This window comes from Pseudomonas sp. Pmew2 (assembly GCF_058129885.1).
In genome coordinates, this window is sequence record NZ_CM176702.1 from 1,351,766 (window position 1) to 1,364,762 (window position 12,997).

Genomic DNA, 12,997 nt, shown 5'->3' on the forward strand with positions numbered 1-12,997 from the left:
GCTCTGCCCTTTTGCGTGAAAGGGGTGGCGGCGTACTTTCCGGTCCTGCTGAATTCTCTGTCACAGCATCGGGGCGTCTGATGAATCTGGGTCGTTATCGTTTTATTCTCCAGCGTCCGTTGCAGTTGCTGCCGGTGCTGTTCGGCATCAGTCTGGTGACCTTTATTCTGGTGCGCTCGATCCCCGGTGACCCGGCGCGCATTCTGCTGGGCGCACGTTCCACACCGCAGGCACTGGCCAACATCCGCGCCCAATACGGGCTGGATGAACCCTTGTGGACGCAGTATGTGTACTTCATGAAAAACCTCTTGCAGGGCGATATGGGTAAATCGCTGCTGTACAAGATCGATGTGCTCAAACTGATCGTTACCCGGCTGGAGCCTACCGTATTTCTGGTGTGTGGCAGCGTCCTGCTGGCTCTGCTGATCGCCGTGCCTTTGGCCACGGTCGCTGCACGCAACAAGGGCAGTTGGGGCGATAACCTGATTCGTGTCTTCACCACCACGGGGTTGGGCATGCCGGCATTCTGGCTGGGCATCATGCTGATTCTGCTGTTCAGTGTGCAGCTTGGCTGGTTTCCGGTGTCAGGTTACGGCAGTGACTGGCTGGACAAGGCCCACCACATGGTGCTGCCATGCCTGACCATTGCCCTGGCTCTGTCCGCAGTGCTGATTCGCAACCTGCGCGCCAGCATGCTCATGGAACTGCTGGCTGATCATGTCACTGCGGCGCGGGCACGTGGCGTCAGTGAGGGCGCAGTGTTTCGCCGTCACGTATTGCCCAACTCGCTGGTGCCGTCAATCAACCTGCTGGCAGTGAACATCGGCTGGCTGATCAGCGGCACTGTCGTTATCGAAAGCCTGTTTGCCATCCCCGGCATCGGCCAGCTGCTGGTGCGCGGCATCTTCAGTCGCGATTACATGGTGGTGCAGGGGGTAGCCATGGTGCTCGCCTGTGCCACGGTAATCGTCAACTTTCTCGCTGATGTGGCCACTGTCGCGATAGACCCGCGGGTGAACATCAAATGACCATCGCCCACGTCCATCTGCGCCCACACTGGCGTTCGCGGCTTCGCCTGCGCTTGCGCAACGGCCGACTGGCGATGCTGCTGGGTGCCTCATTGCTTGGCGTGTGGCTGCTGCTGGCACTCTTCGCGCCGTGGCTGGCACCCTATGACCCGATTTACCAGAACACCGAACTGCGCATGCTCGCGCCGCACCTCGCGCATCCGTTCGGCACCGACAATTTTGGTCGCGACATTCTGTCCAGAGTCATCTGGTCGGCACGCATCGACCTGCAGATCTGTGTGCTCGGGGTGGTTTTCCCGTTCATCATCGGCACGTTTGTAGGCGCATTGTCGGGCTATATAGGCGGTCGCTTCGACAACCTGTGCATGCGCGTGATCGATATCGTTCTGGCCTTTCCGTTTCTGGTGCTGATGCTGGCGATCATTGCGATTCTCGGCCCTGGCCTGAGCAGTTTCTACATCGCCATGGCGCTGGTGGGCTGGGTGTCTTATGCGCGGCTGATCCGTTCACAGATTCTGGTCCTCAAGGAAAGCGATTTCGCCCTGGCGGCCAAGAGCCTGGGGTTTGGTCACCTGCGTATTCTGTTTCGCCATCTGCTGCCCAACGCGATGTTCGGCTCGATTGTGTTTTCCATGTCCGATGCGGTGCTGGTGTTGCTCAGTGGCGCTTCGGTCAGCTACCTGGGCCTGGGCGTGCAACCACCGTTGGCTGAGTGGGGCACGATGGTCGCCGAGGGGCAGGCGTTTCTGACGTCTGCGTGGTGGATCTGCACCTTTCCGGGGCTGGCCATCGTGACGCTGGCCATGGGTTTCAGCCTGCTGGCGGACGGCGTTGCCGAAACCCTCGGAGAGCGGCAATGAGTACGCCGGTGCTGAAAGTCAGCGAGATGAGCGTGATTGCGAACAGTCGGGGGCGCGAGGTAACGCTGGTCGACCGGTTGTCGTTCGATCTGCAGCAGGGCGAGATTCTCGGGCTGGTCGGCGAAAGTGGCTCTGGCAAGACCATGGCTTGCCGGGCATTGATGCAACTGATGCCATCGCCGGACCTGCACGTGCGCGGTGGTTCGGTGCTGCTCAATGATGTCGACCTGCTGAAACTCGATGCAGCCGGCATGCGTGCCATGCGCGGGCGGCGGATCGGCATGATCTTCCAGAACCCCAGCAGTCATCTGGACCCGCTGATGCGTATCGGCGAGCAGATTGCCGAAGGCTTTCGTCTGCACCAAGGGGCTTCGAAACGTGAGGCTCGGGCGCAGGCGATTGATCTGCTGCGTCAGGTCGGCATTCCCGACCCGGCTTCGCGTGTGGATAACTTTCCCCATGAGTTTTCCGGCGGCATGCGCCAGCGCGCCATGATTGCCGTGGCGCTGGGCTGCGGGCCGCAGGTGCTGATCGCTGACGAACCGACCACCGCGCTGGACGTGACGGTGCAGGCGCAAATCCTGCGGCTGTTACTGGACCTGCGTGACCGTCACGGGCTGTCGTTGATCATGATTACCCACGACCTGGGCGTTGTAGCGCAAACCTGCGACTCCATCGCGGTGATGTACGCCGGTCGCTTGTGTGAACACGGCAGCAAGCGCGACGTGCTGGCCCGCGCCCGTCATCCTTACACCCGCGGCCTGATCGACTGCCAGCCTGCCAGCAGCGCGGGCAGTGGCCTGCTGCGCACCATTCCCGGACAGCCGCCATTGCTCGATGCGCTGCCCGCTGGCTGCCGTTTTCATGCGCGCTGCGGTCATGCGGGCGCAGGCTGCGTCGAGACGCTCCCCCTGATGCGGTCGATGGGGGTTGCCCATGAAGCGGCCTGTCACTATCCGCTGGCAGATTCCCGAGGGGCCGTATCATGAGCGGCTACAGGCTGTTGAGCGTCAACGATCTGGTGGTGCGCTTCCCGGCCCCCGGATCAGGCTTCATGGGTCTCAATAAGCGTTGGGTGCATGCCGTCAACGGTGTGTCGCTGAGCATTTGTGAGGGTGAAACGCTGGGGCTGGTGGGTGAGTCTGGCAGCGGCAAGAGCACGCTGGGGCGCGCCATTCTGCGTCTGAACGACATTACTTCCGGGCAGATCGTCTTCGATGACGTCGACATGGCCCAGGGTAGCGGTATCAGTCTGCAGCGTTTGCGCAGTGAAACAGCAATGATCTTTCAGGACCCGTCTTCCTCGCTCAACCCGCGCATGACCGTCGGTGCCACATTGGCCGAGGTGCTGAAAGTGCAACGCAAGGTCAGCGCATCCGAGATTCCGGCGCGGGTCATCGAGTTGCTCGACATGGTCGGTCTGCGCCCCGAATTTGCCGAACGCAAACCGGGTGCCTTGAGCGGCGGGCAATGTCAGCGTGTCGGCATTGCCCGCGCACTGGCCATCGAGCCGCGGCTGATCATCGCCGACGAGTGTGTGGCGGCGCTGGACGTGTCGATTCAGGGGCAGATCATTAACCTGCTGCTGGAACTACGCCAGCGCATGAACCTGGCAATTCTGTTCATTGCTCACGATCTCGCCATCGTGCGCCGCCTGTGTGACCGGGTGGCGGTGATGTACCTGGGCAAAATCGTTGAAGAGGGCCCGGTCGAAGAGGTCTTTCTCAAACCGCGTCATCCGTATACCGCGGCGCTGATCCAGGCTATTCCGGAGATTGATCCGGATCGTCCGCTGCCCGGTGAACCCTTGCAGGGCGAGCCCCCCAGCCCCCTGAATTTACCCGCTGGCTGCGCCTTTCATCCGCGTTGCCGGTTTGCCAGACCGACCTGCTCCAGCGTCGCGCCACCCACCCGGCATGTCGGCGAGCAGCGCTACGACTGTGTACTTGATGCACCCGTTTTTTGATCCAGACCTACAACAAACATCTGTCCCGACACCGGCAAGGAGTTCATTTGTATGAAAGCTCGACCAATGAAAATGCTGACCGTCGCCATGCTGGCGGCCTGTTCCCTGGCAGCGGGAGTGGCGGAAGCCGCGGGCGTGCTGACCATCGGCCGTCGTGAGGACGGCACTACCTTCGACCCGATCAAAAGCGCGCAAAACATCGACAACTGGGTATTTTCCAACGTCTACGATGTGCTGATCCGGGTTGACGACAAGGGTACAAAGCTGGTGCCAGGACTGGCCGAAAGCTGGTCGATTTCGCCCGACGGGCTGACCTATACACTCAAGATACGCCCGGCCAAATTCTCTGATGGCTCGGAGCTGACCGCCAGCGACGCTGTATTCAGCCTGCTGCGAATTCGCGACGACAAGGGCTCGCTGTGGAGCGATTCCTACAAGATTATCGACAAAGCCGTCGCAACAGATCCGCGTACGCTGGTCATCACCCTGAAGAATCCATCGGCCTCGTTTCTCTCGCAACTGGCGCTGCCCAACGTGTCGATTCTCTCCGAGAAGGCCATGAAGACCCTGGGCGAAGAGGCTTACGCCGAAAAGCCTGTCGGTTCGGGAGCCTTCACAGTGAAAGAATGGCGGCGCGGTGATCGGGTGATCCTGGCGAAGAACCCCGACTTCTGGGAAGCGCCGAGCGTCAGCCTGGATGGTGTCGAGTGGATCTCGGTGCCGGATGACAACACCCGTATGCTGATGGTCCAGAAGGGCGAACTGGATGCAGCGATCTATGTGCCGTTCTCCCGTGTCGAAAACCTGAAAAAGAACCCTGATCTGGTGGTTCACCTTGACCCGTCCACCCGTGAAGATCATTTGTTGCTCAACCATGAGCACGGCGCATTGGCCAAGCCTGAGGTACGCCAGGCACTGGACATGGCTATCGACAAGAAATCGCTGGTCGAGGCCGCCACCTTCGGGCTGGGCACAGTAGCCAATTCCTACATTCCCAAGGGCGCGCTGTATCACTACGCCGATAACCTGCAACGCCCGTATGACCCGGTCAAGGCCAAACAGATGCTGGCGGATGCCGGTGCGTCAGACCTGAAGCTCAACTATGTAGTCAATGCTGGCAACGAAGTCGACGAGCAAATTGCGGTCATGCTGCAACAGCAGCTGGCCAAGGTTGGCGTAACCACCACGCTACAGAAAGTCGACCCGAGCCAGAGCTGGGACATGCTGATTGCCGGTGACTACGACATCTCCGTGATGTATTGGACCAACGACATCCTCGACCCGGATCAGAAAACCACCTTCGTGCTTGGCCATGACACCAACAACAACTACATGACCCGTTACAAGAACGAGAAGGTCAAGGAGCTGGTTGCTGCTGCACGGGTTGAAATGGACCCCAAAAAGCGTGAGCAGATGTACATCGACCTGCAGAAAATGGCCAAAGCCGACGTCAACTGGATCGACCTGTACTACAGCCCTTACATCAGTGTTTCACGCAAGAACATCGAGCACTTCGGCCAGAACCCGTTGGGCCGGTTCACGCTTGAAGAAACCGTCAAGAAGTGAAGCGGGCAGGGCTGTTGTCTGGCAGACAGGAGCCCTGATTCCTCAAGCCATGATGGGCATGCGCGTTAATTTGTATCCTCAGGTTTACCTGCGCTGTGGCAGGCTCTGCGAGTGGTAAGGTTGCGGCCTTTTTGCGCTGTACCCTGCGGAGCCCTGCATGCACAACCCCACCCCCCGTACCGAATCCCCGAGCGCGCTGGCGTTCATCAAGCGCTTTTTCGCCGCTGAGGCCGCTGGCGGTCTGATCCTGATGGCAGCTGCGCTTGCAGCTCTGATCGTCGCCAACTCGCCGCTGGCCGACAGCTACTTTGCAGCGCTGCATACCGTGCTCGCCGGGATGTCGGTAGCGCACTGGATCAACGATGGCCTTATGGCAATCTTCTTCATGCTGGTGGGCCTGGAGATCAAGCGCGAAATGCTGGCCGGCCAGCTGGCGTCCTGGAGCCAGCGCGCCTTGCCGGGCTTCGCGGCGCTGGGCGGCATGGTGGTTCCGGCGTTGATCTACGTGGCATTCAATTGGGGCCAGTCAGACACCATTGGCGGCTGGGCCATTCCGGCAGCGACCGACATCGCATTCGCCCTGGGTGTGCTGTCATTGCTGGGCAAGCGTGTGCCGTTGTCGCTGAAGATATTCCTGTCGGCACTGGCAATTCTCGATGACCTCGGCGCTGTGCTGATCATCGCGCTGTTCTACACCAGCGATCTGTCCATTCCCATGCTGCTGGCCGCACTTGGCTCCATCGCCGTGCTCGTTGCGCTGAACCGCTTGGGCGTTAAAAAGCTGCTGCCTTACCTGATTGTCGGCGCGCTGCTGTGGTTCTTCATGCTCCAGTCCGGTATTCACGCCACCTTGGCGGGCGTAGCGCTGGCACTGTGCATTCCGCTCGGCAAACCCGATGAAGAAGCCAGCTCGCCGCTGCTGCATCTGGAAGAAAAACTGCACCCGTGGGTGGCCTTTGCCGTCGTACCGGTTTTTGGATTCGCCAATGCCGGCGTTTCACTGTCAGGCATCACTGTCGACAAACTGCTGGACCCGGTGCCGTTGGGCGTCGCGCTGGGGCTGCTGATCGGCAAACAGGTCGGCATCTTCGCCCTCGCTGCACTGGCCATCCGCGCGGGCCTGGCCCGCTTGCCGGACGGCAGCAACTGGGGCCAGCTTTATGGCGTTGCGGCGCTGTGCGGTATTGGTTTCACCATGAGCCTGTTCATCGGCGCACTGGCCTTCCCGGGCGCACCGGAGCTGGTGGATGAGGTCAAGGTGGGCGTACTGATCGGGTCGGTGTTATCGGCGCTGCTTGGGGTTGTGGTGTTGCGCAGGTTTGGAGCGAGGGGGTGAGCGTAGGGGACGATAATCTCAACTATCGTGCGACGCTCCGCGTCGGCATGCCGGTCTGGACGCTCTGCGTCCTCTTCGCGACGTAAACCGTCGCGAACTGCATTCCCGAAGTAATGGACGTCACAGTCAATCATATAGCCAGGAGTAGATTGAAAAATGTTGAAGCTGATCAGTCAGCTCAATTGCGCGCCTTCGCTTGAGGACCCGAAACACGATGTGTACCTATTCAGTGTCGACACATCCGGAGCCGATAAACCGTTCTGTTTTGAACAGTCAATTACCGGCGGGCATGCTGAGCGGGGTGGCTGTATATTTCTGAACCTGGCCGGGCTTGAGAACTGGCCCGGTGATTGGCGAGTTCATCTGGAGAAGTCCGGTTGCGGCTGGGTAGCGGAGTTGATGGCCGGGGCGCAAACCTATCAGCAAGCCGTGAAGTTGATTCTGGAACAAGTGACCATTACCTGATTGCAATCTGACGATTCAGAAACCGCACGGCATGTCGATAAAGAAGTGACATGCCAGGGACTCGGCAAATCTGACTTTATTTTGAGAGCCCTGTGCATGTTTCACTTATTCCGACCACGTCGTGACAGAAAAGCCCTTCAACAACTTATTGCCTCTCTCAAGGGGGCTGGCGAGCCGGTGGTAAGAGGCTGCGCTGAAGAGAACAGCGTACTTGAGTGCTGGAGTTCGCTGAGTGCCCAGCGTGGTCTCGACGAGCAACGTATCGCCGATCTTGAGCAGGAACTGGAAACCGCCCGCCACCTTCTGGGTGAAGCCTCTGCCTCGGCCGCCGCTTATGAGACCCGCTTTGATCTGGTCAACCGTGCGTCGAGCGAGGGCCTCTGGGATATGGAGGTCGTAGCAGGCGATCCGGTCAACCCGAACAATCGATTCTGGTGGTCGCAGCAACTTCGCACGCTTCTCGGTTTTAACGACGAGCGAGATTTCCCTAACGTACTGGCGAGCTGGGCAGACCGGCTTCATCCGCAGGATAAACAAGCCACGCTCGACGCATTTGCCAAGCATCTGAATGATCGCTCGGGTAACACGCCGTACCGAGTCAAGAATCGTCTGGCGATGAAGAACGGCACTTATCGCTGGTTCTATGCCCAAGGCGAAACGTTAAGAGACGCACGCGGAACGCCGCTGCGTGTCGCCGGCTCGCTTCGTGATATTCACGATGAGCTTGAACGTGATCTGGAACACGATGTGATCATTACCCGATTCGAACTGGCCCGGGAGATGCTCTCCGACGGGCTCTGGGACATGGAGGTCATTGCTGGCGACCCGGTCAATGCGAGAAACCCGTTCTGGTGGTCTCCACAGTTCAGGCGGCTTTTGGGTTTCGAAACAGTCGAAGAGTTTCCTGACGTACTGGATAGCTGGGCATCACGGCTGCACCCTGACGACAAGGAGCGCAGTCTGACGGCATTCGGTGCGCACTTGAATGACCGGACTGGCAAGACGCCGTTCGATATCGAGTACCGCCTGAAGATGAAAACCGGCGAGTACCGCTGGTTCCGTGCACGCGGCCAGACTCGTCGCAATCCCGAAGGTATTCCGCTGAGGGTGGTCGGTGCGTTGGTGGATGTGCATTTGAAGCATGAGCAGGATGCTCTTCGCGACACCGAAGCACAGCATCAGAAAAACCTGGAAGAGAACATCACTCAACTGACCCAGATAGTCGGCACTATCCAGAGCATTGCCAGCCAAACCAACCTTCTGGCGCTCAATGCCGCGATTGAAGCTGCACGTGCCGGGGAAGCTGGACGGGGCTTTGCGGTGGTAGCTGACGAAGTGCGCAAGCTGGCGACTCGAACGACTGAAGCGACGGAGCAGGCGGCAAGCATGATGAGTCGCTGATAAAACCAGCCTTCGCTTTTTGATAGCCGTAAAAAAAACGCCTCCGCAAGGGAGGCGTTTTTTCAACTCAGCACATCAAACACATCAAGCCAGGTCGAAGCGGTCCAGGTTCATCACCTTGGTCCATGCGGCCACGAAGTCTTTGACGAACTTCTCGTTAGCGTCCGAACTGCCGTACACCTCGGAAATCGCACGCAGTTGGGCATGTGAGCCAAATACCAGATCGACACGGGTGCCGGTCCATTTGACTGCGCCGGTTTTGCGGTCACGTGCTTCAAAGGTGTCGTTGGCACCTGAAGTCGCTCTCCACTCAACGGCCATGTCCAGCAGGTTCTTGAAGAAGTCGTTGCTCAGGGTTTCAGGCTTGTCGGTGAAGACGCCGTGCTTGCTCTGTCCAACGTTAATATTCAAGACCCGCAGGCCGCCCAACAGCACAGCCATTTCCGGTGCCGTCAGGGTCAGCAGTTGCGCCTTGTCGACCAGCAGCGATTCTGCCGAGACCTTGTAGTGCGCCTTCTGATAGTTGCGGAAGCCATCGGCGATCGGCTCAAGGAAGCTGAACGACTCGACATCCGTCTGCTCCTGCGATGCATCGGCACGGCCTGGTGTGAACGGCACCGTGACGTGATGACCAGCGTTCTTCGCAGCCTGCTCGACACCTGCACTACCGGCCAGGACGATCAGGTCCGCAATGGAAACCTGCTTGCCACTCGACTGAGCGGCGTTGAACTCGCTCTGAATCCCCTCAAGCGTCTTCAGTACGCCCGCCAGTTGTGCAGGCTGGTTAACCGCCCAGTCCTTTTGCGGAGCAAGACGCAGACGGCCGCCATTGGCACCGCCGCGCTTGTCAGAGCCACGGAAAGTAGAAGCGGCTGCCCATGCGGTTGAAACCAGCTGCGAGACAGAAAGCCCCGAAGCCAGAATCTTGCCTTTGAGCGCGGCAACATCCTGATCATCCACCAACGCATGATCAACATTCGGAATAGGGTCTTGCCACAGCAGCTCTTCGGCCGGTGTTTCCGGGCCGAGGTAGCGCGCGAGCGGGCCCATGTCACGGTGAGTCAGCTTGAACCAGGCGCGGGCGAACGCGTCGGCCAGTTGCTCAGGGTTGTTCAGGAAGCGACGGGAGATCTGCTCGTAAGCTGGATCGAAGCGCAGCGCCAGGTCAGAGGTCAGCATGCTTGGCGCATGACGTTTGGATGGATCGTGGGCATCCGGAATCTTGCCCGCGCCTGCGCCGTTCTTCGGCGTCCACTGATGCGCGCCTGCCGGGCTCTTGGTCAGCTCCCACTCGAAGCCAAAGAGGTTTTCCAGGTACTCGTTGCTCCATTTGGTCGGAGTCGAAGTCCAGGTCACTTCCAGGCCGCTGGTGATGGTGTCGCCACCCTTGCCGCTGCCGAATTTGTTTCTCCAGCCAAGCCCCTGCTCTTCAAGACCGGCTGCTTCCGGCTCCGGACCGACGTTGTCGGCAGGGCCTGCGCCATGGGTCTTGCCGAAGGCGTGACCACCGGCGATCAGCGCTACGGTTTCTTCATCGTTCATCGCCATGCGACCGAAGGTTTCACGGATATCCTTCGCCGAAGCGACCGGGTCCGGCACGCCTTCAGGCCCTTCCGGGTTCACGTAGATCAAGCCCATCTGCACAGCGGCAAGCGGGTTTTCCAGATTGCGCTCACCGCTCGCGGTGCGGCTTTCTTCGTTGGCATGGTTCTCCGGCTCGGCGACCAGCGTGCCGTCGCCCGGCTGCTGCATTTTCTTCTGTGCGCCGTAGCGTTCTTCGCCACCCAGCCAGGTGGTCTCGGAGCCCCAGTACACATCTTCTTCCGGTTCCCAGACATCCGGGCGACCACCGGAAAAACCGAACGTCTTGAAGCCCATCGACTCCAGCGCGACGTTGCCGGTAAGCACAATCAGGTCGGCCCAGGAGATCTTGCGGCCATACTTCTGCTTGACTGGCCAGATCAGGCGACGTGCCTTGTCCAGGCTGACGTTGTCAGGCCAGCTGTTGAGCGGCGCAAAACGTTGCTGACCAGCACCTGCACCGCCACGGCCATCGCCTGTACGGTAAGTACCGGCGCTGTGCCAGGCCATGCGAACGAACAGCGGACCATAATGGCCAAAGTCGGCCGGCCACCAGTCCTGCGACCGGGTCATGACGTCGCGCAGGTCTTGTTTGACCGCTTCGAAGTCAAGGCTCTTGAACTCCTTGGCATAATCAAAGCTCTCGCCCATCGGGTCGGAGAGTGAGGAATGCTGATGCAGAATCTTCAGATTCAGCTGCTTGGGCCACCAGTCACGGTTGGTGGTGCCGCCGCCAGCAGCGTGGTTGAAGGGGCATTTCGATTCAGTTGACATGCTTGATACACCTTTTTGTCATTTGCATCCGGCCATCCAGCCCACTCGCGGGGCTTCAGACAGTGATGACGGAACTCCATAGCACTGGGTTCGTACCGGCCGCTCGATCAACGATCAGGCCAGTAGCGATCATTGGATTGCTGCGATACGAGCCCACAACGTGCACAGAAAACTTGAGCTCATTCTTATCTCCTTATCAGGGTAAAGCCGCACGGCCTTCGCCGATGCTCTTGCAGATTAGCCTTCTTTGTGGATATTTCTAATAGAAAGAACGTTATGGGTTGATAGGCAAACTCTGGCAGCGCTGTCATCTGATCAGCGAAATGCCCTGTTAATCTGCTCCGCCATTGGAATAACAGGCCGGGCATAGCCAGTGATCACGATTCGCCGCATGACAATCAAGGATTACGAATCGGTCATCGAACTGATGCGCAATACACCGGGCATCTCTCTGCGAGATGCCGATTCGCGTGAATCGACGGCACGCTACCTCGACAGAAACCCCGATATGAGCTTCGTTGCCGAGGCGGAGGGGGCTGTGTGCGGCTGTGTCATGTGTGGGCATGACGGCCGCCGGGGTTATCTACACCATTTGATTGTGCTGCCGGAGTATCGTCGACAGGGGATAGCTCACGAGTTGGTCGAGCGCTGCCTTCAGTGTCTGGAAGCGCTGGGAATTTATAAGTGTCATCTGGATGTGCTGAAGGTTAACGAGGCGGCTGGCCGATATTGGTCGGGGCAGGGGTGGACATTGCGAGAAGATATTGACCGCTATTCGATGGTTCGGCAGGGCGGCGAGAATGCTTGAGAGAACCGAGCGCTATGCATGGGTATTAACCGATTTCACCCCTTGGTTCTGCTTTTCCACACTTCCAGCGGTCGCGGAAACTATCCTGCCTTCAAAGGCAATACATTGTCTGCCGCTCCGTTTGGCGAGATACAAATTTTCATCGGCTTCTTTTAACAGGTCATTGACGTTTTTTGCCCGAGCCAAACTCGCAATACCTGCACTGAATGAATAGGGCATTTTCGCTGCTTGGTCTTTTTGGGCGTGCATCAATAAATGATCCATTGCCGCTATGGCGTCTGCTGCGTTTGCTGCGGATAACATCACGCCAAACTCTTCTCCCCCCAGGCGACCAAAGCTGACCAGCCCCGTTGTGCTTTTTATGAGTGTTGCGAAACATATAAGGACATTGTCACCCACGTCGTGGCCATGGTTGTCGTTGATGCTTTTAAAGTTATCCAGATCCAGCATGGCGAACCACAGCGAGGACTTATCATCTGACGTCAGTGCGTTGTCCAGGCTGGTGACCAGAGCACGGCGATTTGGGGCGTTCGTCAGCGTGTCGGTTTCGGACAGCTTCTGGTAGCGATCACTCGCCGCCATGGTCTGCATGACCAGGCTCAGGAAGGTTGCATTCAGGGAGCCGCCCAACAAGGTCGAGCTGATCAGGAAAACATAAGACAAAGGCGCATGGTCGACGCCGACTGCCGTCAGGTCCGTTTGCCACATGATCAACCAGATCAGAGCAGCCGCAGCGACGTAGTCAATAAACTTGACGAAGAATACGCTCATTCCCGTGATGAGCAGGGAAGTGACAACCAATCCCCACATCGACGCCTCTACGCCCATGCGTTCGATCTGTACCTTGAACAGAACGGTAAGTGAGGTCATGTAGATAATGCCGAACAGGCGCCACGTCGTCATGCTTCTGCTGTTGGAAGTGACAATGATTGACAGCGTCGCCCCCGCCAGAGCGCAATAAATAAATATATCCAGTAATTGCTCAATAGACGGATTCACATACCAGCTGATAATCCAACTGAAAAGGCCGATCAGCTGAGACAGCTTCAAGGGTATGAAAATAGAGTCTTTCAGGTTTCTTCTTTGTGGCATGTGCTGTTTTCCATACTTATGCCAGCTGAAGCGTAATCGACGGCACATGCCTTGGTCGAGATGCGTGATGATATATTGCCAGTATACGTGATCAGTACTCGAGAGCGATGGCCGCTTGTC

General features: G+C 58.4%; 10 protein-coding genes and 2 pseudogenes. 10 read left to right on the forward strand and 2 right to left on the reverse strand.

Annotated elements, in window-relative coordinates:
• Nucleotides 1-80 precede the first annotated feature (80 nt).
• The 9 genes and pseudogenes from AC4ANK_RS06215 to AC4ANK_RS06255 all read left to right on the forward strand — a co-directional run.
• The gene (locus AC4ANK_RS06215) at nt 81-1,028 is read left to right on the forward strand and encodes an ABC transporter permease (RefSeq protein ID WP_002555166.1); all 948 of its coding nucleotides are present in this window, start codon (nt 81-83) and stop codon (nt 1,026-1,028) included.
• Entirely contained in the window at nt 1,025-1,888 is an 864-nt protein-coding gene (locus tag AC4ANK_RS06220) for an ABC transporter permease (protein WP_031597072.1), read from the forward strand. The genes AC4ANK_RS06215 and AC4ANK_RS06220 overlap by 4 nt, the downstream gene beginning before the upstream one ends.
• On the forward strand, nt 1,885-2,877 hold the full coding sequence (locus AC4ANK_RS06225) for an ABC transporter ATP-binding protein (RefSeq protein ID WP_002555163.1): 993 nt from the start codon (nt 1,885-1,887) through the stop codon (nt 2,875-2,877). The genes AC4ANK_RS06220 and AC4ANK_RS06225 overlap by 4 nt, the downstream gene beginning before the upstream one ends.
• The gene (locus tag AC4ANK_RS06230) at nt 2,874-3,854 is read left to right on the forward strand and encodes an ABC transporter ATP-binding protein (RefSeq protein WP_002555162.1); all 981 of its coding nucleotides are present in this window, start codon (nt 2,874-2,876) and stop codon (nt 3,852-3,854) included. Before AC4ANK_RS06225 ends, AC4ANK_RS06230 begins: the two co-directional genes overlap by 4 nt.
• A 51-nt stretch (nt 3,855-3,905) precedes the next feature.
• The gene (locus AC4ANK_RS06235; RefSeq protein WP_002555161.1) at nt 3,906-5,420 is read left to right on the forward strand and encodes an ABC transporter substrate-binding protein; all 1,515 of its coding nucleotides are present in this window, start codon (nt 3,906-3,908) and stop codon (nt 5,418-5,420) included.
• Nucleotides 5,421-5,577: 157 nt separating this feature from the next.
• Nucleotides 5,578-6,756, forward strand: a complete 1,179-nt coding sequence (gene nhaA, locus AC4ANK_RS06240) for a Na+/H+ antiporter NhaA (protein ID WP_031597071.1) — start codon at nt 5,578-5,580, stop codon at nt 6,754-6,756.
• A 156-nt stretch (nt 6,757-6,912) separates the two neighbouring features.
• Nucleotides 6,913-7,221: a hypothetical protein gene (locus tag AC4ANK_RS06245; RefSeq protein ID WP_002555159.1), complete on the forward strand. Its 309-nt coding sequence runs from the start codon at nt 6,913-6,915 to the stop codon at nt 7,219-7,221.
• Nucleotides 7,222-7,608: 387 nt separating this feature from the next.
• Nucleotides 7,609-8,328: pseudogene (locus AC4ANK_RS06250) on the forward strand (PAS domain-containing protein); the annotation flags it as partial.
• A gap of 21 nt (nt 8,329-8,349) precedes the next feature.
• Nucleotides 8,350-8,616: pseudogene (locus AC4ANK_RS06255) on the forward strand (methyl-accepting chemotaxis protein); the annotation flags it as partial.
• A gap of 90 nt (nt 8,617-8,706) precedes the next feature.
• On the opposite strand, the gene katG reads toward AC4ANK_RS06255, so the two are convergent.
• Complete coding sequence (gene katG, locus AC4ANK_RS06260) at nt 8,707-10,977, reverse strand: catalase/peroxidase HPI (protein ID WP_002555157.1); 2,271 nt, start codon at nt 10,975-10,977, stop codon at nt 8,707-8,709.
• A 373-nt stretch (nt 10,978-11,350) separates the two neighbouring features.
• Between katG and AC4ANK_RS06265 the strand changes: the two genes are divergently transcribed.
• Nucleotides 11,351-11,785 carry a GNAT family N-acetyltransferase gene (locus AC4ANK_RS06265; protein ID WP_002555156.1) on the forward strand — a complete coding sequence of 145 codons (435 nt, stop codon included), beginning with the start codon at nt 11,351-11,353 and terminating at the stop codon, nt 11,783-11,785.
• Between the two features lie 12 nt (nt 11,786-11,797).
• On the opposite strand, the gene AC4ANK_RS06270 is transcribed toward AC4ANK_RS06265, so the two are convergent.
• A complete protein-coding gene (locus AC4ANK_RS06270; protein ID WP_002555155.1) occupies nt 11,798-12,877 on the reverse strand; it encodes a GGDEF domain-containing protein in 1,080 nt (359 codons plus the stop codon).
• Nucleotides 12,878-12,997 lie beyond the last annotated feature (120 nt).